The sequence below is a fragment of the Streptomyces sp. NPDC102490 genome, from assembly GCF_044765285.1.
GTDB lineage: Bacteria > Actinomycetota > Actinomycetes > Streptomycetales > Streptomycetaceae > Streptomyces.
Window position 1 is genome coordinate 191,148 of the sequence record NZ_JBIWJU010000011.1, and the last position, 24,853, is coordinate 216,000.

The following is a 24,853-nucleotide window of genomic DNA, read 5'->3' on the forward strand; positions in this document are numbered from 1 at the left end:
AGAATCAAGTGAACTGGGACGACACGACCGACGCGGAGGCCGCCGCCGAGCGGCTGGTGGGCGCGGTCGCCGACGGCGAGGACCAGGCCGTGGAGGCGGCCCTGCGCCCCAAGGACCTCGGTGAGTTCATCGGCCAGGAGAAGGTCCGCGAACAGCTCGACCTGGTGCTGCGTGCCGCACGCGCGCGCGGGGCGACCGCCGACCACGTGCTCCTGTCCGGCGCCCCCGGCCTCGGCAAGACCACCCTCTCGATGATCATCGCGGCCGAGATGGAAGCCCCCATCCGCATCACCTCCGGCCCCGCCATCCAGCACGCCGGCGACCTCGCGGCGATCCTCTCCTCGCTCCAGGAGGGCGAGGTCCTCTTCCTCGACGAGATCCACCGCATGTCGCGGCCCGCCGAGGAGATGCTCTACATGGCGATGGAGGACTTCCGCGTCGACGTCATCGTCGGCAAGGGCCCCGGCGCCACCGCCATCCCCCTGGAGCTGCCCCCCTTCACCCTGGTCGGCGCCACCACCCGCGCGGGACTGCTGCCGCCCCCGCTGCGCGACCGCTTCGGCTTCACCGCCCACATGGAGTTCTACGGACCGGCGGAACTGGAGCGCGTGATCCACCGCTCCGCCGGCCTGCTCGACGTCGAGATCGACCCCACCGGCGCCGCCGAGATCGCCGGCCGCTCCCGCGGCACCCCCCGCATCGCCAACCGTCTGCTGCGCCGGGTCCGCGACTACGCCCAGGTCAAGGCCGACGGCCTGATCACCCAGGAGATCGCCGCGGCCGCCCTCGCCGTCTACGAGGTCGACGCCCGGGGCCTCGACCGCCTCGACCGCGGGGTGCTGGAAGCCCTGCTCAAGCTGTTCGGCGGCGGACCGGTCGGCCTGTCCACGCTCGCCGTCGCCGTGGGGGAGGAGCGTGAGACAGTGGAAGAGGTCGCCGAACCCTTCCTCGTACGGGAGGGTCTGCTCGCCCGCACCCCGCGCGGACGGGTGGCCACTCCGGCCGCATGGGCGCATCTCGGCCTCACCCCGCCGCGTTCCCAGAGTTCAGGAAACGGACAACAGGACTTGTTCGGGGCGTGACGACCCGCTCACGCGAGGCACATTCGCCGGAGCAGGAACCCCGGTGCCATGCTGGGCGTTGTTCCATGCGCGCGGACTCGCCTAGACTCCGCCGATGCCGCCCTTGTCGGCGGTGTACACACCCCCAACCATCAGGCCGCTCACCATCGCGGTCGTGTGAAGGAAGTACCGACCCGTGAGTCTCGTGACCCTCCTCCCGTTCATCGTGCTCATCGGGGCCATGTTCCTGATGACCCGGTCGGCGAAGAAGAAGCAGCAGCAGGCCGCCACCATGCGGAACGAGATGCAGCCCGGAACCGGTGTCCGCACCATCGGGGGCATGTACGCCACGGTCAAGGAGGTCAACGACGACACGGTCCTCCTCGACGCCGGCCCGGGGGTGGAACTGCTCTTCGCCAAGAACTCGATCGGTGCCGTCCTCTCCGACGACGAGTACAACCGCATCGTCCACGGCATCGAGTACGACCTGAAGTCCGACGCGGACGTCGTCCCCGACGACGCCTCCTCCCTCACCGAGACCGACGCCCCCGCCGACGCCGCCTCCGACGACAAGTCCGTCGACCTCGGCAAGAAGGCCGTCGAGCCCGCCGACAAGACGGCCGACGAGCCGACGGTCGACGCCGCGCCCGCCGAGGCGAAGACGGACGAGCAGGCGAAGAAGTCCGACGGCGGTTCCGAGGCGAAGTAAGCCGTGCCCCGGGGTGCGCGGGACGGGTCCCGCGCACCCCGCGCGACGCGCGGCTCGCACGGATCCGGACACCATGTGATGGCCGCCGGTGACGCCTTCTGGGCGCGAAGCGGCCCGAGAGGGAGTACACCAAGGTGGTAGCACCTAAAAAGGGAAAGAATGCGAGCGCTCAGAGTAAGCCCGGGCGCTCGCTGGCCCTGATCCTGATCGCCATCGTGGCGCTCACCGGAGGCATGTTCGCCTCCGGGCACACGACTCCGCGTCTCGGCATCGACCTGGCGGGCGGCACCAGCATCACGCTCCGCGCGGTGCCGGAGGCGGGCCAGGAGTCGGCGATCAACAAGACCAACATGGACACCGCGGTCGAGATCATGAACCGCCGTGTCAATGGTCTGGGTGTGTCCGAGGCCGAGGTCCAGACCCAGGGCGACCGGAACATCATCGTCAACATCCCCAAGGGGACGAACTCGAAGGAAGCCCGGCAGCAGGTCGGCACCACCGCCAAGCTGTACTTCCGTCCGGTCCTCGCCACCGAGCTCTCCGGCGCCAACGCGACCGGCAGCCCCTCGCCGAGCGAGGCCGGCGGCGCCACGGACAAGGCGACCGACAAGGCCACCGACAAGGCGACCGACGGCGACAAGGCCACCGACGGCGACAAGGCCACCGACGGGGACAAGGCGAGCGGCACGCCGTCCGACTCCGCGTCGGCGAGCGCCACCTCCCAGGGCCGCGCCGCCAGCGACGCCCTGAAGGCCGACCCCAGCCCGTCCGCGAAGAGCTCCGACGGCGCCGCCCCGTCCCCGAGCGCCAGCGCCCCAGGCGACGACGCCACCGCCAAGCTCCAGCAGCAGTACGCGGCGCTGGACTGCACGAACAAGGGCGCCCGCGCCAAGGCGGGCAAGGGCGCCAAGCCCGGCGAGCAGACCGTGGCCTGCGGCCAGAACTCGCAGGGCCAGTGGCAGAAGTACATCCTCGGCCCCGCCGCGGTCGACGGCACCGAGGTCGACGAGGCCGAGGCCGTCTACAACACGCAGACCGCCGCCGGCTGGACCGTGACGATGAAGTTCACGGACAAGGGCAGCAAGAAGTTCGCGGACATCACCGGCAAGCTGGCGCAGAACCAGTCCCCGCAGAACCAGTTCGCCATCGTCCTGGACAACCAGGTCGTCTCCGACCCGTACGTCAGCCAGGCGCTCACCGGCGGCAACGCGGAAATCTCCGGCAGCTTCGACCAGGAGGAGGCCCAGAGCCTCGCCAACATGCTGTCCTACGGCGCGCTGCCGCTGACCTTCAAGGAGGACAGCGTCACCACCGTCACCGCCGCGCTCGGCGGTGAGCAGCTCCACGCCGGTCTGATCGCGGGCGCGATCGGCCTCGCCCTGGTCGTCCTCTACCTGCTGTTCTACTACCGCGGCCTGTCGTTCATCGCCGTCTGCTCGCTGCTGGTCTCGGCCGGCCTCACCTACGTGATCATGGCGCTGCTCGGCCCGACCATCGGCTTCGCGCTGAACCTGCCGGCCGTGTGCGGAGCCATCGTCGCCATCGGCATCACGGCGGACTCGTTCATCGTGTACTTCGAACGCGTCCGCGACGAGATCCGGGAGGGCCGCACGCTGCGTCCCGCCGTCGAGCGGGCCTGGCCGCGCGCCCGGCGCACCATCCTGGTCTCCGACTTCGTGTCCTTCCTCGCCGCCGCGGTGCTCTTCATCGTCACGGTGGGCAAGGTGCAGGGCTTCGCGTTCACGCTCGGCCTGACGACCCTGCTCGACGTGGTCGTGGTGTTCCTGTTCACCAAGCCGCTGCTGACGCTGATGGCCCGGCGCAAGTTCTTCTCCAGCGGTCACAAGTGGTCCGGCCTCGATCCCAAGGCCCTGGGTGCCAAGCCCCCGCTGCGCCGCACCCGCCGTCCGTCCCGTCCTGCCGCCGGCCCTGTCGACCCGAAGGAGGCGTGAGAGATGTCGAAGCTCGGCACACTCGGCGCCCGACTGCACCACGGCGAGGTCGGCTACGACTTCGTCAAGAACCGCAAGATCTGGTACGGCATCTCGATCCTCATCACCATCACGGCCATCGTCGGCCTGGCGGTGCGCGGCCTGCACATGGGCATCGAGTTCCAGGGCGGCGCGGTCTTCACCACCCCGAAGAACATGAGCGCCTCGGTCTCCCAGACCGAGACCTGGTCGGAGGAGGCCTCCGGCCACGACGCGATCGTCCAGAAGCTCGGCGACGGCAGCCTCCGCATCCAGATCGCGGGCACCGACACCCAGCAGTCGGACCAGATCAAGGAGGACCTCTCCAAGAACCTGGACGTCCCCGCGGAGAAGATCAACGCCGACCTGGTCGGCCCCAGCTGGGGTGACCAGATCGCGAACAAGGCCTGGCAGGGCCTCGGGATCTTCATGGTCCTCGTGGTGATCTACCTGGCGATCGCGTTCGAGTGGCGGATGGCACTGGCCGCCTTCGTCGCACTGATCCACGACATCACCATCACGGTGGGCATCTACGCCCTCGTCGGCTTCGAGGTCACCCCGGGCACGGTGATCGGTCTGCTGACGATCCTCGGTTACTCGCTCTACGACACGGTCGTCGTCTTCGACAGCCTCAAGGAGCAGACCCGGGACATCACCAAACAGACCCGCTGGACCTACGCGGAGATCGCCAACCGCTCGATCAACAGCACCCTGGTCCGCTCCATCAACACCACGGTGGTCGCGCTGCTGCCGGTGGCGGGCCTGCTGTTCATCGGCGGCGGCGTCCTCGGCGCCGGCATGCTCAACGACATCTCGCTGTCGCTGTTCGTCGGTCTCGCCGCGGGTGCCTACTCGTCGATCTTCATCGCCACGCCGCTCGTCGCCGACCTCAAGGAGGCCGAGCCGCAGATGAAGGCCCTCAAGAAGCGGGTCCTCGCCAAGCGGGCCCAGGCGACGGCCAAGGGCGAGTCCGCGCAGTCCGCGGAGGACGAGGGGGCGTACGACGCCGACGAGCCGGACGACGCGGCACCCGCGGTCGTCGGCCCGCGCAACCAGTCCGCGTCCCGCGGCAGGGGCCGCGGCCGACCCTCGGGGAAGCGCCGATGACCGGCACGACCGACCTCACCGAGCTGCTCCTCAGCCGCATCCGGGACGTGCCCGACCACCCGGAGCCGGGCGTGGTGTTCAAGGACATCACCCCGCTCCTGGCGGACCCGGCGGCGTTCACCGCCCTGACCGACGCGCTCGCCGAGGTCGCCGGGAGCACCGGCGCCACCAAGGTCGTCGGTCTGGAGGCCCGCGGCTTCATCCTCGGCGCCCCGGTCGCCCTGCGGGCGGGCCTCGGCTTCATCCCCGTACGCAAGGCGGGCAAGCTCCCCGGAGCCACGCTCAGCCAGGCGTACGACCTGGAGTACGGCTCCGCCGAGATCGAGGTGCACGCCGAGGACCTCAGCGCGGGCGACCGCGTGCTGGTCGTCGACGACGTCCTCGCCACCGGCGGCACCGCTGAGGCCTCGCTGGAGCTGATCCGGCGGGCCGGTGCCGAGGTCGCGGGCCTCGCCGTGCTGATGGAGCTGGGCTTCCTCGGCGGGCGGGCCCGTCTGGAGCCCGCGCTGGCCGGGGCACCGCTGAAGGCGCTGCTCACGGTCTGAACCGCGCACACCGCACCCTGGGGCGGGCCCGGAGGAATCCGGCGCCCGCCCCGGGCGTTGCAGGGGTTGACAGCCCCCACATTGGCCAGAAGGCGATCCCGGAGAGCAGGATCGCTACCATGGGGTATCCGGAGCCTGACCGGGGGACCCGGATCGCGCACGAGGAGTCCTCTTGCCAGACGAGGCCCAGCCACTGACCGCCGCAAAGCCCGAGTCCGCCTCGGCGTCCGCGGCGAAGCCCGCGCCGAGCGCGCCCCAGGCGAAGAACGACACGCGCGGGCCGATCCAGCACGCCCCGTCCGCGCCGGTCGACAAGCCCGCCGAGCAGCAGCCGGGCCCCAAGGCGCTGCCCGCGGAGCGCCCGCAGAACGCGCCCGTGGTCCGCGCCCCCGCCGGGCAGCCCGCCCGCTCCGGCTCCTCCAACCGCGTCCGCGCCCGTCTCGCCCGCCTCGGCGTGCAGCGCGCCAACCCGTACAACCCGGTCCTGGAGCCGCTGCTGCGCATAGTGCGCGGCAACGACCCGAAGATCGAGACGGCGACCCTGCGCCAGATCGAGCGCGCCTACCAGGTCGCCGAGCGCTGGCACCGCGGCCAGAAGCGCAAGAGCGGCGATCCGTACATCACGCATCCGCTCGCCGTCACCACCATCCTCGCCGAGCTGGGCATGGATCCGGCCACGCTGATGGCGGGGCTGCTGCACGACACCGTCGAGGACACCGAGTACGGCCTGGAGGACCTGCGCCGCGACTTCGGCGACGTGGTCACCCTGCTGGTCGACGGCGTCACCAAGCTGGACAAGGTCAAGTTCGGCGAGGCCGCGCAGGCCGAGACCGTGCGCAAGATGGTCGTCGCCATGGCCAAGGACCCGCGTGTCCTGGTCATCAAGCTCGCCGACCGCCTGCACAACATGCGCACCATGCGCTACCTCAAGCGCGAGAAGCAGGAGAAGAAGGCGCGCGAGACCCTGGAGATCTACGCGCCGCTCGCCCACCGGCTGGGCATGAACACCATCAAGTGGGAGCTGGAGGACCTCGCCTTCGCGATCCTCTACCCCAAGATGTACGACGAGATCGTCCGCCTGGTCGCCGAGCGCGCCCCCAAGCGCGACGAGTACCTGGCCGTCGTCACCGACGAGGTCCAGCAGGACCTGCGGGCGGCCCGCATCAAGGCGACCGTCACCGGCCGCCCCAAGCACTACTACAGCGTCTACCAGAAGATGATCGTCCGCGGCCGTGACTTCGCGGAGATCTACGACCTGGTGGGCATCCGCGTCCTGGTGGACACCGTCCGCGACTGCTACGCGGCGCTCGGCACGGTCCACGCCCGCTGGAACCCGGTTCCGGGGCGGTTCAAGGACTACATCGCGATGCCCAAGTTCAACATGTACCAGTCGCTGCACACGACGGTCATCGGGCCCGGCGGCAAGCCGGTCGAGCTGCAGATCCGCACCTTCGACATGCACCGCCGCGCGGAGTACGGCATCGCCGCGCACTGGAAGTACAAGCAGGAGGCCGTCGCCGGCGCCTCCAAGGTGCGCACCGACGCCCCCAAGTCGTCCGGCAAGGGCAAGGACGACCACCTCAACGACATGGCGTGGCTGCGCCAGCTGCTGGACTGGCAGAAGGAGACCGAGGACCCCGGCGAGTTCCTGGAGTCCCTGCGCTTCGACCTCTCCCGCAACGAGGTCTTCGTCTTCACCCCCAAGGGCGACGTCATAGCGCTGCCCGCCGGGGCGACCCCCGTGGACTTCGCCTACGCCGTCCACACCGAGGTCGGCCACCGCACCATAGGGGCCCGGGTCAACGGGCGGCTGGTGCCGCTGGAATCGACCCTGGACAACGGCGACCTGGTGGAGGTCTTCACCTCCAAGGCGGCCGGCGCGGGCCCCTCCCGCGACTGGCTGGGCTTCGTGAAGTCGCCGCGCGCCCGCAACAAGATCCGCGGCTGGTTCTCCAAGGAGCGCCGCGACGAGGCGATCGAGCAGGGCAAGGACGCCATCGTCCGCGCGATGCGCAAGCAGAACCTGCCGATCCAGCGCATCCTCACCGGCGACTCCCTGGTCACCCTCGCCCACGAGATGCGCTACTCGGACATCTCCGCGCTGTACGCGGCGATCGGCGAGGGCCACGTCTCGGCGCAGAACATCGTGCAGAAGCTGGTCTCGGCGCTCGGCGGCGAGGAGGCGGCCACCGAGGAGATCGACGAGTCGGTCCCGCCGGCCCGCGGACGCAGTCGCAAGCGCCGGACCAGCGCCGACCCGGGCGTGGTCGTCAAGGGCGTGGACGACGTGTGGGTCAAGCTGGCCCGCTGCTGCACGCCCGTGCCCGGCGACCCCATCATCGGCTTCGTCACCCGCGGCAGCGGCGTCTCCGTCCACCGCAGCGACTGTGTGAACGTGGACTCGCTGTCCCGCGAGCCCGAGCGCATCCTCGAGGTCGAGTGGGCACCCACCCAGTCCTCCGTCTTCCTGGTCGCCATCCAGGTCGAGGCCCTGGACCGCTCCCGGCTCCTGTCGGACGTCACGCGGGTCCTGTCCGACCAGCACGTCAACATCCTCTCGGCCGCCGTCCAGACCTCCCGGGACCGCGTGGCCACCTCGCGCTTCACCTTCGAGATGGGCGACCCCAAGCACCTCGGGCACGTCCTGAAGGCCGTACGCGGCGTGGAGGGCGTCTACGACGTGTACCGGGTGACGTCGGCGCGCAGGCCGTCGTAGGCGGCCGCACAAGGCGCACACACTGAGAGGGGCTCCCGTACGCGATCTACGGGAGCCCCTCTCGTGTCCGGTGCGCGACCGTCAGCCGCCGAACTCGTGCAGCCCCTTGAGCGCCTGGTCCAGGAGCGCCTGGCGGCCCTCCAGCTCACGCGCGAGCTTGTCGGCCTTGGCGTCGTTGCCCTGGGCGCGCGCCTGCTCGACCTGGGAGCGCAGCTTGTCCACGGCGGCCTGGAGCTGACCGGTCAGGCCCTCGGCACGCGCGCGTGCCTCCGGGTTGGTCCGGCGCCACTCGGCCTCCTCGGCCTCCTGGAGGGCCCGCTCGACGGCGTGCATCCGTCCCTCGACCTTCGGCCGGGCGTCGCGCGGCACGTGGCCGATGGCCTCCCAGCGCTCGTTGACCGAACGGAACGCGGCGCGGGCCGCCTTGAGGTCGGTGACCGGGACGAGCTTCTCGGCCTCCTCGGCCAGCTCCTCCTTGAGCTTCAGGTTCTCCGCCTGCTCGGCGTCCCGCTCGGCGAAGACCGAGCTGCGGGCGGCGAAGAACACGTCCTGGGCGCCGCGGAAGCGGTTCCACAGCTCGTCCTCGTGCTCGCGCTGGGCGCGGCCCGCGGCCTTCCACTCGGACATCAGATCGCGGTAGCGCGCGGCCGTCGGCCCCCAGTCCGTCGAGTTCGACAGCGCCTCGGCCTCCGTGACCAGCCGTTCCTTGGTCCGGCGGGCCTCCTCGCGCTGCGCGTCCAGCTGCGCGAAGTGCTGCTTGCGGCGCTTGGAGAACGCCGAGCGGGCGTGCGAGAAGCGGTGCCACAGCTCGTCGTCGGACTTGCGGTCCAGGCGCGGCAGGCCCTTCCAGGTGTCGACCAGGGACCGCAGCCGCTCACCGGCCGCCCGCCACTGGTCCGAGCGGGCCAGCTCCTCGGCCTCGGCGACCAGGGCCTCCTTGGCGCCGCGCGCCTCGTCGGACTGCTTGGCCCGCTGGGCCTTGCGCTCCTCGCGCCGTGCCTCCACGAGCGCGACGAGCTGGTCCAGCCGGGCCCGCAGGGCCTCCAGGTCGCCGACCGCGTGGTGCGCGTCCACCTGCTCGCGCAGGTGGTCGATGGCGGTCTGGGCGTCCTTGGCCGACAGGTCGGTGGTCTTCACCCGCTTCTCGAGGAGGCCGATCTCCACAACCAGGCCTTCGTACTTGCGTTCGAAGTAGGCCAGTGCCTCCTCGGGGGAGCCTGCCTGCCAGGATCCGACGACCTTCTCGCCGTCGGCCGTCCGCACGTACACGGTCCCCGTCTCATCGACGCGGCCCCACGGGTCGCTGCTCACAGCGCCTCCTCCACATGATGCCTGCGGAGGGCTTCGCTACCCCCGGGCATCGTCCACAGTTTCGTCACGGCCAACATAGGCGACCGGCGGGGGGCCTGTCCGCATCCCGCACGACCGAACTTTCGCTGATGAGGGTCAGGATTTCGTGACGGTGGCCTTGTCGATCACGACCGTCGCGTTGGGCGCTCCGTCGCCCTGGCCGGTGCTCTCCCCGGCCTTCGCGATCTTCTTCAGCACGGTCATGCCCTTGTCGGAGATGGTGCCGAACGGCGTGTAGCTCGGCGGCAGCGGACTGTCCTGGTACACGAGGAAGAACTGGCTGCCGCCGGAGCCCGGCTGTCCGGTGTTCGCCATCGCCACCGTGCCCGCCGGGTACGTGTTCGACTTGAGGCTCTTGTCCTTCAGGTTCTCGTCCGGGATGGTGTAGCCGGGACCGCCGTTGCCCTGCCCCGTCGGGTCGCCGCACTGGAGCACGTAGATGCCGTTGGTGGTGAGGCGGTGGCACGGCGTGTGGTCGAAGAAGCCCTTGCCCGCCAGGAAGTCGAACGAGTTGACGGTGTGCGGTGCCGCGTCCGCCTTCAGCGCGATGTCTATGTCACCGCACGTGGTCGCCAGCTTCATCGTGTACTGCGCCGACTTGTCGATGGTCATCGCAGGTTCCTTCTTCCAGGTCTGCGTTTTGACCTTGCCCTCGGCGGGCTTCTCGCACGGGTCCGGCGCCTTGCTCGGAGCCGAGGCGCTCGGCGTGACGTCCGCGCTCGCGTTCGTCTTGCTGTCGTCGTCGTCCCCCAGGACCACGCCGGTCGTGTACAGCGCGACGCTGCCGATAAGGATCACGCCGAGCACCGACGCGATCGCGGCGTTGCGCATGCGCGCCTTGCGCCGCGCGGAGGTGCGGCGCTGCTGCTGCCGCAAGAACTTCTCCCGGGCGAGCTGACGCCGCCGCTGCTCCTGGGTGACCACCGGGTTCTCTCCTCATGCGTCTTCGTGTGCCGACCGGTACGCGTGGGTGCGATGAGCCGACCGTGGGCGTGTAGCCCCGTACCGTATATGGGTTCGCTGAGGAATCGGCACCGCCGGTAGGCTCTGACCATGGGCGCGACGCGTGCGCAAGCCCACCCGTACCGACCCAAACGAAGGACGATCGTGCTCATTGCCGGGTTCCCCGCCGGTGCCTGGGGGACGAACTGTTATCTCGTCGCCCCCGCCGCCGGTGAGGAGTGCGTGATCATCGACCCGGGCCACCAGGCGGCCCCCGGAGTCGAGGAAGCGATCCGCAAGCATCGGCTCAAGCCCGTCGCCGTCGTCCTCACCCACGGCCACATCGACCACGTCGCCTCGGTCGTCCCGGTGTGCGGCGCCCACGACGTGCCGGCCTGGATCCACCCCGAGGACCGCTACATGATGAGCGACCCCGAGAAGGGCATCGGCCGCACCATCGGCATGCCGCTCATGGGCGAGCTGACCGTCGGGGAGCCCGACGACGTCAAGGAGCTGACCGACGGTGCGCAGCTGGCGCTGGCGGGCCTGGAGCTGACCGTCGCGCACGCCCCGGGCCATACCAAGGGGTCGGTGACCTTCGGCCTGCCCGAGACGGCGGACATCCCGCCGGTCATGTTCTCGGGCGACCTGCTGTTCGCCGGCTCCATCGGACGCACCGACTTCCCCGGTGGCTCCATGGACGACATGCTCGAGTCCCTGGCACGCGTGTGCCTGCCGCTCGACGACTCCACCGTGGTGCTGTCCGGACACGGCCCCCAGACGACCATCGGCCAGGAGCGCGCCACCAACCCGTACTTGCGGCAGGTGGCCGCCGGCCAGGGCGCTCCCGACGCGCCCCGACGAGGAATGTGACGAGACCTTCCGTGAGCACCTTCAAGGCCCCCAAGGGCACGTACGACCTGCTGCCGCCGGACTCCGCCAAGTACCTGGCCGTCCGCGAGGCGATCGCCGCCCCGCTGCGCAACTCCGGCTACGGCTACATCGAGACGCCCGGCTTCGAGAACGTCGAGCTGTTCGCGCGCGGCGTCGGCGAGTCCACCGACATCGTGACCAAGGAGATGTACGTCTTCGAGACCAAGGGCGGCGACCGGCTCGCCCTGCGCCCGGAGACCACCGCTCCGGTGCTGCGCGCGGTCCTGGAGGCCAACCTGCACAAGGCGGGCAACCTGCCGGTGAAGGTCTGGTACTCGGGCTCGCAGTACCGCTACGAGCGCCCCCAGAAGGGCCGTTACCGCCACTTCTCCCAGGTCGGCGCCGAGGCGATCGGCGCCGAGGACCCGGCCCTGGACGCCGAACTGATCATCCTGGCCGACCAGTCGTACCGCGCGCTCGGCCTCCAGGACTTCCGCATCCTGCTCAACTCCCTGGGCGACCAGGAGTGCCGCCCCGTCTACCGGGCCGCGCTCCAGGACTTCCTGCGCGGTCTCGACCTCGACGAGGACACCCTGCGCCGCGCCGAGATCAACCCGCTGCGCGTCCTGGACGACAAGCGCCCCGACGTCCAGAAGCAGCTCACCGACGCCCCGCTGCTGCGCGACTACCTGTGCGACGCCTGCAAGGCGTACCACGAGGAGGTGCGCGAGCTGATCACGGCGGCGGGCGTGGTCTTCGAGGACGACCCGAAGCTGGTCCGCGGCCTGGACTACTACACCCGCACCACCTTCGAGTTCGTCCACGACGGGCTCGGCTCCCAGTCCGCGGTGGGCGGCGGCGGCCGCTACGACGGCCTGTCCGAGATGATCGGCGGCCCCTCCCTGCCCTCGGTCGGCTGGGCCCTCGGCGTCGACCGCACCGTCCTCGCCCTGGAGGCGGAGGGCATCGAACTGGACATCCCGTCCGCCACCGCCGTCTTCGCCGTCCCGCTGGGCGAGGAGGCCCGCCGGATCCTGTTCGCCAAGGTCACCGAGCTGCGCAAGAACGGCGTCGCGGCCGACTTCTCCTACGGCGGCAAGGGCCTCAAGGCCGCGATGAAGGCGGCCAACCGCTCCGGCGCCCGCTACACGCTGGTCCTGGGCGAGCGCGACCTGGCCGAGGGCGTCGTCCAGCTCAAGGACATGGAGTCCGGCGAGCAGACCGCGATCGGCGTCAACGAAATCGTCGCGGAGCTGGAGTCGAGGCTCGGCTGACGGGCCGGTGTCCCCTCCGGGGGCACGCGTTTCGTTCGCGTGTGCCCCCGGGGAACGGGTGTTGGCCGGAACGCGCCTCCACGGAGTGAACGCCGATCCGTTCATATGTTCATCGAACGGTGCCCCTACAGGGTCGTGCGGCACAATGGCCCCTGCCCGAAGCAGGTCCCACTCCCCAGTGACGGAATCGGCGTGATGAGCAAGACGACAGTGAAGGACGCCTCCACCGTGGCAGAGTCCGCGCCGGACAGCGGCACCCGCACCCCGCGCACCGAGGGCGGCAGCCGCGCGCTCGCACTGCTGCTGGTGATCACGGGCGCGGCCGGTCTGCTCGCCGCGTGGGTCATCACGATCGACAAGCAGAAGATCCTCGAGGCCAAGGTCGCCGGCACCACCTTCACACCCGGTTGCAGCCTCAACCCGGTCGTCTCCTGCGGCAACATCATGGAGAGCGACCAGGCCTCCGCCTTCGGCTTCCCCAACCCGATGCTCGGCCTCGTCGCCTACGGCATCGTCATCTGCGTCGGCATGAGCCTGCTCGCCCGCGCCACCTACCCGCGCTGGTACTGGCTCACCTTCAACGCCGGCTGCCTGTTCGGTGTCGGCTTCGTCTCCTGGCTGCAGTTCCAGTCCCTGTACCGGATCAACTCGCTGTGCCTGTGGTGCTGCCTGGCCTGGGTCGCCACGATCCTGATGTTCTGGTACGTGACCTCCTTCAACGTCCGCAAGGGCTTCCTGCCCGCGCCGGGCTGGCTGCGCGCGTTCTTCGGCGAGTTCACCTGGGTCCTGCCGGTGCTGCACATCGGCATCATCGGCATGATGATCCTCACCCGCTGGTGGGACTTCTGGACCAGTTGACGGACCGGCCGGCCGCCCCGGTCCACCGGGCCCGTCGCGTTGTCGGTGCGGTCCTTTAGGGTTCAGAGGGTGGAGCCCGATCTGTTCACCGCCGCAGCCGAAGAACGCCAGGAGAAGGACCCGACCGGCAGCCCCCTCGCCGTGCGGATGCGCCCGCGCACCCTCGACGAGGTCGTCGGCCAGCAGCACCTGCTCAAGCCCGGTTCCCCCCTGCGCCGCCTGGTCGGCGAGGGCGCGTCCGGCCCCGCGGGGCCCTCCTCGGTCATCCTCTGGGGCCCGCCGGGCACCGGCAAGACCACCCTGGCCTACGTCGTCTCCAAGGCCACCAACAAGCGCTTCGTGGAGCTGTCCGCGATCACCGCGGGCGTCAAGGAGGTCCGCGCGGTCATCGACGGCGCCCGCCGCGCGGTCGGCGGGTACGGCAAGGAGACCGTCCTCTTCCTCGACGAGATCCACCGCTTCAGCAAGGCCCAGCAGGACTCCCTGCTCCCGGCCGTGGAGAACCGCTGGGTCACCCTGATCGCCGCCACCACCGAGAACCCGTACTTCTCGGTGATCTCCCCGCTGCTCTCCCGCTCCCTCCTGCTCACCCTCGAACCCCTCACCGACGACGACGTGCGGGACCTGCTGCGCCGCGCCCTGAGCGACGAGCGCGGCCTGAAGGACGCCGTCACCCTCCCCGAGGACACCGAGGAGCACCTGCTGCGCATCGCCGGCGGCGACGCCCGCCGCGCGCTCACCGCGCTGGAGGCCGCCGCCGGGGCCGCGCTGGACAAGGGCGAGGCGGAGGTCTCCCTGACCACGCTGGAGGAGACGGTCGACCGCGCCGCGGTGAAGTACGACCGCGACGGCGACCAGCACTACGACGTCGCCAGCGCCCTGATCAAGTCCATCCGCGGCTCCGACGTCGACGCCGCCCTGCACTACCTGGCCCGGATGATCGAGGCCGGCGAGGACCCCCGCTTCATCGCCCGGCGCCTGATGATCTCCGCCAGCGAGGACATCGGCCTCGCCGACCCCAACGCACTGCCGCTCGCCGTCGCCGCCGCCCAGGCCGTCGCCATGATCGGCTTCCCCGAGGCCGCCCTCACCCTCAGCCACGCCACCATCGCCCTGGCCCTGGCCCCCAAGTCCAACGCCGCCACCACCGCCATCGGCGCCGCCCTGGAGGACGTGCGCAAGGGACACGCCGGCCCGGTCCCCGCCCACCTGCGCGACAGCCACTACAAGGGCGCCGGCAAGCTGGGGCACGGGCAGGGGTACGTGTACCCGCACGACCTGCCCGAGGGCATCGCCGCCCAGCAGTACGCCCCGGACGGGCTGAAGGAGCGGACGTACTACACACCGACCCGGCACGGCGCCGAGGCCCGGTACGCGGACGCGGTGGAGTGGACCCGCGGGCACCTCGGTCGCAAGCCGTCCTGAGCAGCCTGTAGAATCACCCGGAGCGCCGAGTCCCGTGCAGTCAGAACGGGACAACCGGCCGGAACCTCCCAAGGGTTCCAGGAGCGTCGCGCACCGTCGATGGTGTCGCGGGCAGCCCACCACCACCCGGCTTCCGGGAGCGGTCGGTGGGCCACTCGCGTGCTGCACGTATGTGCCCAGACCAGGGGAGCGGCTGCCCGGCAGGTCCCGAGCGGACCCGGCGGGTTTCCCCGGCTGCGGATTGCGACCTCCCTCAACCCTGACAAGCCGGAAACCTAGAGAAGAGACACACACAGTGGCGAACCAGCCCCGCCCCAAGGTCAAGAAGTCGCGTGCCCTCGGCATCGCGCTGACCCCGAAGGCCGTCAAGTACTTCGAGGCCCGCCCCTACCCGCCGGGTGAGCACGGCCGCGGCCGCAAGCAGAACTCGGACTACAAGGTCCGTCTGCTCGAGAAGCAGCGTCTGCGCGCGCAGTACGACCTCAGCGAGCGCCAGCTCGTCCGCGCCTACGAGCGTGCCTCCAAGACCAACATGAAGACCGGCGAGGCCCTGGTCATCGAGCTCGAGCGCCGTCTCGACGCGCTGGTCCTGCGTTCGGGCATCGCCCGCACGATCTACCAGGCCCGCCAGATGGTCGTGCACGGCCACATCCAGGTCAACGGCCAGAAGGTCGACAAGCCGTCCTTCCGCGTCCGCCCGGACGACGTGGTGCAGGTGCGCGAGCGCTCCAAGGAGAAGACGCTCTTCACCATCGCCCGCGAGGGTGGCTTCGCCCCCGACGGCGAGACCCCGCGCTACCTCCAGGTGAACCTCAAGGCCCTGGCGTTCCGCCTGGACCGCGAGCCGAACCGCAAGGAGATCCCGGTGATCTGCGACGAGCAGCTCGTCGTCGAGTACTACGCCCGCTGATCCAGCGGACGCGCTGACACGCGCAGGCGCAGTACCAGCGGTACCTCAGCCCGCAGTCTCCCCGCCCTTCCGGGTGGGCGAGGCGGCGGGCTTCGCCGTCCGGGCACCCGCCGCGGCCTGCCCCCCGGCCGTCGGGCGCGGCCCCGGCAGCGAGACGGGCACCCCGGGCCGGCGCAGCGCCCGCGCCACCGCCTCCCGGCGGCCCAGCCGTGTCCCGTGCCGTACGCACTCCTCGTACCGCTCGTCGCCCAGCTGGTCCCGGGACGCTGCCTCGCACAGCTCGTGCGGGGCGTTGTAGTGCGCCGAGCCGAACAGCGGCAGCCCCACCGTCGGCCACATCCGAGCCGCCGCGCCCTGCAGCACCGCCGCCTCCGCCGCGTCGCCCTCCGCCACCGTGACCAGGGCGAGCAGCTCCACCGCCAGCACCGAGCCCAGCTGGTCGCGGAAGCGGTGCGCACTGCCCAGGCAGTCGGCCAGCAGCTCGCGGGCGCGCACCGGCTCGCCGTCGCTCCAGGCCGCGTAGGCCAGCACGTACAGGGCGTATCCCCGCGTCCAGCGCTCGCCGTGGTCCTCGCACACCTGGCGCACGTCCTCGCACAGGCGCACCGCGTCCGGCAGATCGCCCTGGAACGCCCGGGCCATCGCCAGCTCGACCTGGCCCATCAGCACGTTGCTGTTCAGCTCGCCGATCTCCCGGTAGCGGCGCAGCGCGGAGCGCAGGAGCGATTCAGCACGCGGCATGTCGTCCGTGACCAGCGCCAGACAGCCGGTGCGGTGCTCCGCGTACGCCACCGCCGTGGGGTTCGCCGACCGCTCCGCCTCCTCCCGGCACTCCTGGAGGGCCGCCAGCGCGGGCACCGTGTCGCCCTGGAGGATCGCCACGTAGGCGAGCACCCACAGCGCCTTCAGCCGGGACTGCTCGCCCGCCGTCGGCTCCGCGTCCAGCCGCACCGCCTGCTCCAGCCAGTGCCTCCCCTCCGACAGCCGTCCGCAGCCGACCCAGTGGAACCACAGGGCGCCCGCCAGGTACTGGCCCAGGTGGGCACCGTCCGGCTCGTCCAGGCAGTGCTCCAGGGCGCTGCGCAGATTCGGCAGCTCGGCGTCCACCCGCGCGGCGACCTCGCCCTGGCGCGGCGAGAACCACTCCAGCTCGCACCAGGTCGCCAGGCCCACGTACCAGTCCCGGTGCCGCCGCCGCAGCCGGTCCGCGTCCCCCGTCGCCTCCAGCCAGTCGGCGCCGTACGCCCGTACCGTGTCGAGCATCCGGTAGCGCACCCCGGCCGGGGTCTCCTCACGGGTCAGCACGGACTGCGCGAGCAGCGCGGAGAGCACGTCGAGCACGTCGTCGGCCGGCAGACCGTCCCCGCTGCACACGTACTCGGCGGCCTCCAGGTCGAAGGCGCCGGCGAACACCGAGAGCCGCGCCCACAGCAGCCGCTGAGGCGGTGTGCACAGCTCGTGGCTCCAGCCGATCGCCGTGCGCAGCGTCCGGTGCCGGGGCAGCGCGGTGCGGTCCCCGCCGGTCAGCAGCCGGAACCGGTCGTCGAGCCGGCGCAGCACCTGCCCCGGCGACAGCGCGCCCAGGCGCCCCGCCGCCAGCTCGATCGCCAGCGGGATTCCGTCAAGGCGCCGGCACAGCTCGCGCACCTCCCGCTGGTCCGCGTCCGGGTCGGCGGCGTAGCCGCAGGTGACGCCCCGCTGCCCGGCCCGAACCGTCAGCAGCTCCATCGCCTCCTCCGTCTCCAGCGGCGCCAGCGGGACGAGCCGCTCCCCGGCCACGCCCAGCGGCCTGCGCCCCACCGCCAGCACCCGCAGCCCCGGGGCGCGGCCGAGCAGGTCCGTCACCAGCGCCGCGCAGGCGTCCACCAGGTGCTCGACGCCGTCCAGGAGCAGCAGCAGCTCCCGCTCGGCCAGGTGCGCGAGCAGTGTCTCGCGGGGCAGCCGGGTCGTGTGGTCGGTCAGGCCGAGCGCCTCCACGACCGCGTAGTCGACGAACTCCTCGTCCCGCACCGGCGCCAGGTGCACCCGCCACACCCCGTCCCGGGGCGAGCGCCGCGCGGCCGCCCGCGCGGCCAGCCGGGACTTGCCGACGCCACCGGTGCCGGTGACGGTCACCAGTCGTGCGGAGTCCAGCGCCCGGGCCAGCTCCGCCAGTTGTGCCCCTCTGCCCACGAACGTGTCGAGCTCCAGCGGGAGATTGCCGTGCGGGACGCCGTCGCGCCGATGGTCTCGCATGAAACACGGAGCGTACTGAACCGTATTCACTCCGTACAATCGCTTCACCGAACTCGGCCGGACCACGCCGCGCGGGACGGGGAATCGGGTACGGAGCCCCGCGCCCGGCGCGATAGGCTCGGTGCACGACTTTCCCGATGTTCAGGCACGTCTTTCAGGGAGCGGGTGCACACAGTGTCCGGTGGCGAGGTGGCCGGGATCCTGGTGGCCGTCTTCTGGGCGATCCTGGTCTCCTTCCTCGCCGTCGCACTGGCGAGGCTGGCCCAGACGCTCAGGACGACCACCAAACTCGTGGCGGACGTGACCGATCAGGCCGTCCCGCTGCTGGCCGACGCCTCCGCGGCGGTGCGCAGCGCGCAGACCCAGATCGACCGGGTCGACGCGATCGCCTCCGACGTCCAGGAGGTCACCTCGAACGCCTCCGCGCTGTCCACCACCGTGGCCTCCACCTTCGGCGGCCCGCTGGTCAAGGTCGCGGCGTTCGGATACGGCGTGCGCCGGGCACTCGGCGGTCGCAAGGAGGACATCTCCGCCCCGGCCGCCCAGGCGCGGCGTACCGTGATCGTGGGCCGCACGCTCCCGGCCGCGCGGCGGACGAAGCGGAAGAAGGGCTGACCGAGCGATGTTCCGCCGTACGTTCTGGTTCGGCACCGGCATGGCCGCCGGTGTGTGGGCCACCACCAAGGTCAACCGGAAGCTCAAGCAGCTCACCCCCGACAGCCTCGCCGCCACCGCGGCGAACAAGGCCCTCGACGTGGGCACCAGGGTCAGGGACCGCGTGGTGGGGTTCGCGCTCGACGTCCGCGACAACATGGCCCAGCGGGAGGCCGAACTGGACGACGCGCTGGGCCTGAAGGCCCCCGTCGACCGCGAACCGGCCGCCCCCCGGCACCCCTACGCCATCGAGAACAGCGACAGCAGCAACCCGAAGTACGTCGTCGACGACAGGACGACGCACCCGTACAACCGGAATGAGGACCACTGATGGAGTCGGCCGAGATTCGTCGCCGCTGGTTGAGCTTCTTCGAGGAGCGCGGTCACACCGTCGTCCCTTCGGCGTCGCTCATCGCGGACGACCCGACTCTGCTCCTCGTCCCGGCCGGCATGGTGCCCTTCAAGCCCTACTTCCTGGGTGAGGTCAAGCCGCCCTTCGACCGCGCCACCAGCGTGCAGAAGTGCGTGCGCACGCCGGACATCGAAGAGGTCGGCAAGACCACCCGCCACGGCACGTTCTTCCAGATGTGCGGCAACTTCTCCTTCGGCGACTACTTCAAGGAAGGCGCCATCACATACGCCTGGGAGCTGCTCACCAGCCCCCAGGACAAGGGCGGTTACGGCCTCGACCCCGAGCGTCTGTGGATCACCGTCTACCAGGACGACGACGAGGCCGAGCGCATCTGGCACGACGTCGTGGGCGTCCCCTCCGAGCGCATCCAGCGCCTGGGCAAGAAGGACAACTACTGGTCCATGGGCGTCCCCGGCCCCTGCGGCCCCTGCTCCGAGATCAACTACGACCGCGGCCCCGAGTTCGGCGTCGAGGGCGGCCCCGCCGTCAACGACGAGCGGTACGTGGAGATCTGGAACCTCGTCTTCATGCAGTACGAGCGGGGCGAGGGCATCGGCAAGGAGGAGTTCGAGATCCTCGGCGAACTGCCGAGCAAGAACATCGACACCGGCCTCGGCCTGGAACGCCTCGCCATGATTCTGCAGGGCGTGCAGAACATGTACGAGATCGACACCTCCATGGCCGTCATCAGGAAGGCCACCGAACTGACCGGCGTGGCCTACGGCGACGCCCAGACCTCGGACGTGTCCCTGCGCGTGGTCACCGACCACATGCGCACATCCGTGATGCTCATCGGCGACGGCGTCACCCCCGGCAACGAGGGCCGCGGCTACGTGCTGCGCCGCATCATGCGCCGCGCCATCCGCAACATGCGGCTGCTCGGCGCCACCGGGCCGGTCGTCAAGGACCTCATCGACGTCGTGATCGCGATGATGGGGCAGCAGTACCCCGAGCTGATCACCGACCGCGAGCGGATCGAGAAGGTCGCCCTCGCCGAGGAGAACGCCTTCCTCAAGACGCTCAAGGCCGGCACCAACATCCTCGACACCGCCGTCAGCGACACCAAGGCCGCGGGCGGCAGCGTCCTCGCCGGTGACAAGGCGTTCCTGCTCCACGACACCTGGGGCTTCCCGATCGACCTCACCCTGGAGATGGCCGCCGAACAGGGGCTCTCCGTGGACGAGGACGGCTTCCGCCGCCTGATGAAGGAGCAGCGGGAGCGCGCCAAGGCCGACGCCCAGGCCAAGAAGACCGGTCACGCGGGCGCCGGTGCCTACCGGGAGATCGCCGACCAGGCCGGTGCCACCGACTTCGTCGGCTACACCGACACCGAGAGCGAGTCCACGATCGTCGGCATCCTCGTCGACGGCGCCTCCTCCCCGGCCGCCACCGAGGGCGACGAGGTCGAGATCGTCCTGGACCGCACCCCGTTCTATGCCGAGGGCGGCGGCCAGATCGGCGACACCGGCCGGATCCGAGTCGACACCGGCGCCGTGATCGAGGTCCGCGACTGCCAGAAGCCGGTCCCGGGCGTGTACGTCCACAAGGGCGTCGTCCAGGTCGGCGAGGTCACCGTCGGTGCCAAGGCGCAGGCCTCCATCGACGACCGCCGCCGCAAGGCCATCGCCCGCGCCCACTCGGCCACCCACCTCACCCACCAGGCCTTGCGCGACGCCCTCGGCCCGACGGCCGCCCAGGCCGGTTCCGAGAACCAGCCCGGCCGCTTCCGCTTCGACTTCGGCTCGCCGTCCGCCGTGCCGACGGCCGTGATGACCGACGTCGAGCAGAAGATCAACGAGGTGCTCGCCCGCGACCTCGACGTGCGCGCCGACGTCATGGGCATCGACGAGGCCAAGAAGCAGGGCGCCATCGCCGAGTTCGGCGAGAAGTACGGCGAGCGCGTGCGCGTCGTCACCATCGGCGACTTCTCCAAGGAGCTGTGCGGCGGCACCCACGTGCACAACACCGCCCAGCTCGGCCTGGTCAAGCTGCTCGGCGAGTCGTCCATCGGCTCGGGCGTGCGCCGCATCGAGGCCCTGGTCGGCGTGGACGCCTACAACTTCCTCGCCCGCGAGCACACGGTCGTCGCCCAGCTCCAGGAGCTGATCAAGGGGCGTCCGGAGGAGCTGCCGGAGAAGGTCTCCGCGATGCTCGGCAAGCTCAAGGACGCCGAGAAGGAGATCGAGAAGTTCCGCGCCGAGAAGGTCCTCCAGGCCGCCGGCGGTCTCGCCGACTCCGCCAAGGACGTGCGGGGCGTGGCCCTGGTGACCGGGCAGGTCCCGGACGGCACCACCGCCGACGACCTGCGCAAGCTGGTCCTCGACGTGCGCGGCCGCATCCAGGGCGGCCGGGCCGCCGTCGTGGCCCTGTTCACCACGGTCAACGGCAAGCCCCTCACGGTCATCGCCACCAACGAGGCCGCCCGCGAGCGCGGTCTCAAGGCCGGTGACCTGGTGCGTACCGCCGCCAAGACCCTCGGTGGCGGCGGTGGCGGCAAGCCGGACGTCGCCCAGGGCGGCGGCCAGAACCCGGCCGCCATCGGCGAGGCCGTCGACGCCGTCGAGCGCCTCGTGGCGGACACCGCCAAGTGAGCACGCCCGAGAACGGACAGCCGGACGGCCCGGTGATGCGCCGCGGCCGCCGCCTGGCCGTCGACGTCGGCGACGCCCGCATCGGGGTCGCCTCCTGCGACCCCGACGGCATCCTCGCCACCCCGGTGGAGACCGTCCCCGGCCGCGACGTCCCCGCCGCGCACCGGCGCCTGCGGCAACTGGTCGCGGAGTACGAACCCGTCGAGGTCGTCGTCGGCCTCCCTCGCTCTCTCAAGGGGGGCGAGGGCCCGGCCGCGGCCAAGGTCAGGCGCTTCGCGCAGGAGCTGGCCCGCGGCATCGCGCCGGTCCCGGTCCGGCTCGTCGACGAGCGGATGACGACGGTCACCGCCAGCCAGGGGCTGCGGGCCTCGGGAGTGAAGTCCAAGAAGGGCCGGTCCGTCATCGACCAGGCCGCCGCTGTGATCATCCTTCAGCAGGCCCTCGAATCCGAACGGGTGTCAGGCAGGCCACCCGGTGAGGGCGTCGAAGTGGTCATCTGATCGCGGTACGGTAACGTTCCGCGCGATGCGGAGGCATTCGAACAGCCACCGCACAGCAAGAGGCGGAACGGAAGCGAGCCCTTCGGCACAGGTCGCGCACCCCATCGCCTCGCGGCTCTAGGGGATCGATGACTGAGTATGGCCGGGGCCCGGGCTCCGAACCGTGGCCTCCCGAGGACCCGTTGTACGGGGACGGCGGATGGGGCGGACAGCAGGCCCACGAGGGTCAGCAGTCCCCCTACGGCGGCCAACCGCAGCAGTATCCGGAGCAGCAGGCGCAGCAGGGTTACGGCGACTGGAGCAACGGCGGCCAGTCGCCGTACGACGGCGGGCAGCCGCAGTACGACCAGTACGGCCACCAGCACCCCGAGCCGCAGTACGACCAGTACGGTCACCCGTACGACCAGCAGCAGCACGACCAGCAGCAGTACGACCAGCACCAGTACGGTCAGCAGCAGTACGACCAGCAGTACGCGCCCCAGGCCCCGCCGCAGCAGGCTCACGACAACGGCTGGGGCGGCGGAGCGCACCCCCAGGCGCAGTACCCGGCCGACCCGTCCGACCCCTACGGACAGCAGGCCGGCTACGGCGCCGAGCAGCCCGACTTCTACGGCACCCCCGAGGCGTATCCGCCGCCGGAGCCGCCCACCCGCCGGCGCGCCGAGCCCGAGCCGCAGCGCACCGACTGGGACCCCGGACCCGACGAGGGGGAGCACGCCTTCTTCGGAGGCGGGGACCCCGACGGGGACGACGACGCGCCGGGCGAGGGCCGGGGGGACCGCAGGACCCGGGGCGGCGGCAAGCCCAGGAAACGCCGCAGCGGATGCGCCTGCCTGGTGGTGTGCCTGGTGCTCGGCGGCGGTGTGGCAGGTGTCGGGTATTTCGGGTATCAGTTTTACCAGGATCGTTTCGGCACGGCCCCGGACTTCGCGGGCGGCGGCAACGGCGAGCAGGTGACCGTCACCATCCCCAAGGGCGCGGGCGGCTCCACGATCGGCCAGGAACTCAAGCGGCAGGGCGTGGTGAAGAGCGTCGACGCCTTCATCGCCGCCCAGCAGAGCAACCCGCGCGGCAAGAGCATCCAGGACGGCGTGTACACGCTCCAGAAGGAGATGTCGGCCGAGAGCGCGGTCGAACTCCTGCTCAGCCCGAAGAGCCGCAGCAACCTGATCATCGCCGAGGGCAGGCGCAACGCCGCCGTCTACGAGCTGATCGACAAACGCCTCGGGGTGAAGGCGGGCACCACCGCCGAGGTCGCCAAGTCCCAGTACAAGGAACTCGGCCTGCCCGAGTGGGCGCTGAACCACAAGGGCGTCAAGGACCCCCTGGAGGGCTTCCTCTACCCGTCCAGCTACTCGGCGGCCAAGGGGCAGAAGCCCGAGGACGTGCTCAAGCAGATGGTGGCACGGGCCAGCGAGCAGTACGAGAAGATCGGCCTCGAGGAGAAGGCGGCGGGCCTGGGCCTGAAGGGCCCGTGGGAGCTGCTCACCGCCGCGAGCCTGGTGCAGGCGGAGGGCAAGACGCACGACGACTTCCGCAAGATGGCCGAGGTCATCTACAACCGGCTCAAGGAGTCCAACACCGAGACGAACCAGAAGCTCCAGTTCGACTCGACGTTCAACTACCTGATGCGGCAGAGCAAGATCGACATCAGCGAGTCCGAGATCAACAGCAACATGGACCCGTACAACACCTACACCAACCGGGGCCTGCCGCCCGGGCCCATCGACAACCCGGGCGACGAGGCCCTGCAAGCGGCGCTCAACCCCACCACGGACGGCTGGATCTACTTCGTGGCCACCGACGGCGTGAAGAAGACCGAGTTCGCCAAGACCCACGACGAGTTCCTGAAGCTGAAGGACAAGTTCGATGCCAGTTCCGGCGACTGACCGGCACCGGGCCGCCGTACTCGGCTCCCCGATCGCCCACTCCCTCTCCCCGGTGCTGCACCGCGCCGCCTACGCGGAGCTGGGCCTCGCCGACTGGACGTACGACCGCTTCGACGTCGACGAGGCGGCGCTCCCCGGCTTCTTCGAGGAGCTGGGGAGCGAGTGGGCGGGACTGTCGCTGACCATGCCGCTCAAGCGGGTGGTGATCCCGCTGCTCGACTCGATCAGCGACACCGCGGCCTCCGTGGACGCGGTGAACACCGTCGTGTTCGGGGAGGACGGCCGCAGGACCGGCGACAACACCGACATCCCCGGCATCGTCGCCGCCCTGCGCGAGCACGGCATCGAGAAGACCGAGACCGCCGCGGTCCTCGGCGCCGGGGCCACCGCGTCCTCCGCGCTGGCCGCACTGGCCCGGATCTGCACCGGCGAGATCACCGTCTACGTGCGCAGCGCGGCCCGCGCCGACGAGATGCGGGGCTGGGCTCGGCGGCTCGACGTCGACGTGCGCGTCGCGGACTGGGCGGACGCCGAGGAGGCGCTGCGCGCCCCGCTGGTCGTGGCCACCACGCCGGCCGGCGCCACCGACGCCCTCGCCGCCGCCGTCCCCGAGCGGCCCGCCACCCTCTTCGACGTGCTCTACGACCCCTGGCCCACCCCGCTCGCCGCCCGCTGGTCGGCGTACGGCGGTGCCGTCGTCAGCGGCCTCGACCTGCTGCTCCACCAGGCGGTGCTCCAGGTGGAGCAGATGACCGGCCGGGCTCCCGCGCCGCTGGCCGCCATGCGAAAAGCGGGAGAGCGCGCGCTCGCGGATCGCTAGGACTCCTCACGT

Annotated in this window: 20 protein-coding genes; 17 read left to right on the forward strand and 3 right to left on the reverse strand. The window is 70.9% G+C overall.

All coding sequences use genetic code 11. The features are described 5' to 3' along the window. The first annotated feature begins 8 nt into the window (after nucleotides 1–8). The 6 genes from ruvB to relA all read left to right on the forward strand — a co-directional run bounded on the left by ruvB (nucleotide 9) and on the right by relA (nucleotide 8,108). Nucleotides 9–1,082: a Holliday junction branch migration DNA helicase RuvB gene (ruvB, locus tag ACIRGB_RS25885; protein WP_059299546.1), complete on the forward strand. Its 1,074-nt coding sequence runs from the start codon at nucleotides 9–11 to the stop codon at nucleotides 1,080–1,082. Nucleotides 1,083–1,257: 175 nt separating this feature from the next. Further along, complete coding sequence (yajC, locus tag ACIRGB_RS25890; protein ID WP_403869558.1) at nucleotides 1,258–1,770, forward strand: preprotein translocase subunit YajC; 513 nt, start codon at nucleotides 1,258–1,260, stop codon at nucleotides 1,768–1,770. A 134-nt stretch (nucleotides 1,771–1,904) separates the two neighbouring features. Then, complete coding sequence (gene secD / locus ACIRGB_RS25895; RefSeq protein ID WP_403869561.1) at nucleotides 1,905–3,722, forward strand: protein translocase subunit SecD; 1,818 nt, start codon at nucleotides 1,905–1,907, stop codon at nucleotides 3,720–3,722. Between the two features lie 3 nt (nucleotides 3,723–3,725). Beyond that, a complete protein-coding gene (gene secF / locus ACIRGB_RS25900) occupies nucleotides 3,726–4,847 on the forward strand; it encodes a protein translocase subunit SecF (protein ID WP_403869564.1) in 1,122 nt (373 codons plus the stop codon). After that, nucleotides 4,844–5,392 (forward strand): adenine phosphoribosyltransferase, encoded by a 549-nt coding sequence (locus tag ACIRGB_RS25905; protein ID WP_403869567.1) that lies wholly within the window; start codon nucleotides 4,844–4,846, stop codon nucleotides 5,390–5,392. The genes secF and ACIRGB_RS25905 overlap by 4 nt, the downstream gene beginning before the upstream one ends. 172 nt (nucleotides 5,393–5,564) lie before the next feature. After that, the gene (relA, locus tag ACIRGB_RS25910) at nucleotides 5,565–8,108 is read left to right on the forward strand and encodes a GTP pyrophosphokinase (protein ID WP_403869570.1); all 2,544 of its coding nucleotides are present in this window, start codon (nucleotides 5,565–5,567) and stop codon (nucleotides 8,106–8,108) included. Nucleotides 8,109–8,189: 81 nt separating this feature from the next. Here relA and ACIRGB_RS25915 read toward each other — a convergent pair whose 3' ends face one another. Together ACIRGB_RS25915 and ACIRGB_RS25920 are read right to left on the reverse strand one after the other, a co-directional pair. Continuing rightward, nucleotides 8,190–9,419: a DUF349 domain-containing protein gene (locus tag ACIRGB_RS25915; protein ID WP_403869573.1), complete on the reverse strand. Its 1,230-nt coding sequence runs from the start codon at nucleotides 9,417–9,419 to the stop codon at nucleotides 8,190–8,192. A gap of 135 nt (nucleotides 9,420–9,554) precedes the next feature. After that, nucleotides 9,555–10,382: a peptidylprolyl isomerase gene (locus tag ACIRGB_RS25920; RefSeq protein ID WP_403869576.1), complete on the reverse strand. Its 828-nt coding sequence runs from the start codon at nucleotides 10,380–10,382 to the stop codon at nucleotides 9,555–9,557. 183 nt (nucleotides 10,383–10,565) lie between these two features. Here ACIRGB_RS25920 and ACIRGB_RS25925 point away from each other — a divergent pair, with 183 nt between their 5' ends. The 5 genes from ACIRGB_RS25925 (at nucleotide 10,566) to rpsD (ending at nucleotide 15,740) form a co-directional block, all read left to right on the forward strand. Beyond that, nucleotides 10,566–11,273, forward strand: coding sequence for an MBL fold metallo-hydrolase (locus ACIRGB_RS25925; protein WP_403869578.1), 708 nt, complete (start codon nucleotides 10,566–10,568; stop codon nucleotides 11,271–11,273). An 11-nt stretch (nucleotides 11,274–11,284) separates the two neighbouring features. After that, nucleotides 11,285–12,547 carry a histidine--tRNA ligase gene (gene hisS / locus ACIRGB_RS25930; RefSeq protein ID WP_403869581.1) on the forward strand — a complete coding sequence of 421 codons (1,263 nt, stop codon included), beginning with the start codon at nucleotides 11,285–11,287 and terminating at the stop codon, nucleotides 12,545–12,547. A 195-nt stretch (nucleotides 12,548–12,742) separates the two neighbouring features. Next, nucleotides 12,743–13,405 (forward strand): vitamin K epoxide reductase family protein, encoded by a 663-nt coding sequence (locus ACIRGB_RS25935; protein ID WP_403869584.1) that lies wholly within the window; start codon nucleotides 12,743–12,745, stop codon nucleotides 13,403–13,405. A 69-nt stretch (nucleotides 13,406–13,474) separates the two neighbouring features. Then, nucleotides 13,475–14,830 carry a replication-associated recombination protein A gene (locus ACIRGB_RS25940; protein ID WP_403869587.1) on the forward strand — a complete coding sequence of 452 codons (1,356 nt, stop codon included), beginning with the start codon at nucleotides 13,475–13,477 and terminating at the stop codon, nucleotides 14,828–14,830. A gap of 295 nt (nucleotides 14,831–15,125) precedes the next feature. Continuing rightward, nucleotides 15,126–15,740 (forward strand): 30S ribosomal protein S4, encoded by a 615-nt coding sequence (rpsD, locus tag ACIRGB_RS25945; protein WP_003977321.1) that lies wholly within the window; start codon nucleotides 15,126–15,128, stop codon nucleotides 15,738–15,740. Nucleotides 15,741–15,785: 45 nt separating this feature from the next. On the opposite strand, the gene ACIRGB_RS25950 is transcribed toward rpsD, so the two are convergent. Beyond that, nucleotides 15,786–17,975 (reverse strand): ATP-binding protein, encoded by a 2,190-nt coding sequence (locus ACIRGB_RS25950; RefSeq protein WP_403869591.1) that lies wholly within the window; start codon nucleotides 17,973–17,975, stop codon nucleotides 15,786–15,788. Between the two features lie 165 nt (nucleotides 17,976–18,140). On the opposite strand from ACIRGB_RS25950, the gene ACIRGB_RS25955 reads away from it, so the two are divergent. The 6 genes from ACIRGB_RS25955 (at nucleotide 18,141) to ACIRGB_RS25980 (ending at nucleotide 24,841) form a co-directional block, all read left to right on the forward strand. Beyond that, entirely contained in the window at nucleotides 18,141–18,590 is a 450-nt protein-coding gene (locus ACIRGB_RS25955; RefSeq protein WP_388822414.1) for a DUF948 domain-containing protein, read from the forward strand. A gap of 7 nt (nucleotides 18,591–18,597) precedes the next feature. Beyond that, complete coding sequence (locus ACIRGB_RS25960; RefSeq protein ID WP_403869595.1) at nucleotides 18,598–18,960, forward strand: hypothetical protein; 363 nt, start codon at nucleotides 18,598–18,600, stop codon at nucleotides 18,958–18,960. Then, a complete protein-coding gene (gene alaS / locus ACIRGB_RS25965; protein ID WP_403869598.1) occupies nucleotides 18,960–21,632 on the forward strand; it encodes an alanine--tRNA ligase in 2,673 nt (890 codons plus the stop codon). Before ACIRGB_RS25960 ends, alaS begins: the two co-directional genes overlap by 1 nt. 35 nt (nucleotides 21,633–21,667) lie before the next feature. Further along, on the forward strand, nucleotides 21,668–22,132 hold the full coding sequence (gene ruvX, locus ACIRGB_RS25970; protein WP_403869916.1) for a Holliday junction resolvase RuvX: 465 nt from the start codon (nucleotides 21,668–21,670) through the stop codon (nucleotides 22,130–22,132). A gap of 128 nt (nucleotides 22,133–22,260) precedes the next feature. Next, nucleotides 22,261–24,021, forward strand: a complete 1,761-nt coding sequence (mltG, locus tag ACIRGB_RS25975) for an endolytic transglycosylase MltG (RefSeq protein WP_403869601.1) — start codon at nucleotides 22,261–22,263, stop codon at nucleotides 24,019–24,021. Then, complete coding sequence (locus tag ACIRGB_RS25980) at nucleotides 24,002–24,841, forward strand: shikimate dehydrogenase (protein WP_403869604.1); 840 nt, start codon at nucleotides 24,002–24,004, stop codon at nucleotides 24,839–24,841. Before mltG ends, ACIRGB_RS25980 begins: the two co-directional genes overlap by 20 nt. Nucleotides 24,842–24,853 lie beyond the last annotated feature (12 nt).

What these genes read in the sequence shown, in the direction of transcription:
- secF (WP_403869564.1), top strand. Translation starts at nt 3,726, where the DNA reads ATGTCGAAGCTCGGCACACTCGGCGCCCGACTGCACCACGGCGAGGTC.
- ACIRGB_RS25905 (WP_403869567.1), top strand. Translation starts at nt 4,844, where the DNA reads ATGACCGGCACGACCGACCTCACCGAGCTGCTCCTCAGCCGCATCCGG.
- ACIRGB_RS25935 (WP_403869584.1), top strand. Translation starts at nt 12,743, where the DNA reads ATGAGCAAGACGACAGTGAAGGACGCCTCCACCGTGGCAGAGTCCGCG.
- ACIRGB_RS25950 (WP_403869591.1), bottom strand. Translation starts at nt 17,975, where the DNA reads ATGCGAGACCATCGGCGCGACGGCGTCCCGCACGGCAATCTCCCGCTG.
- ACIRGB_RS25960 (WP_403869595.1), top strand. Translation starts at nt 18,598, where the DNA reads ATGTTCCGCCGTACGTTCTGGTTCGGCACCGGCATGGCCGCCGGTGTG.
- alaS (WP_403869598.1), top strand. Translation starts at nt 18,960, where the DNA reads ATGGAGTCGGCCGAGATTCGTCGCCGCTGGTTGAGCTTCTTCGAGGAG.
- ruvX (WP_403869916.1), top strand. Translation starts at nt 21,668, where the DNA reads ATGCGCCGCGGCCGCCGCCTGGCCGTCGACGTCGGCGACGCCCGCATC.
- mltG (WP_403869601.1), top strand. Translation starts at nt 22,261, where the DNA reads ATGACTGAGTATGGCCGGGGCCCGGGCTCCGAACCGTGGCCTCCCGAG.
- ACIRGB_RS25980 (WP_403869604.1), top strand. Translation starts at nt 24,002, where the DNA reads ATGCCAGTTCCGGCGACTGACCGGCACCGGGCCGCCGTACTCGGCTCC.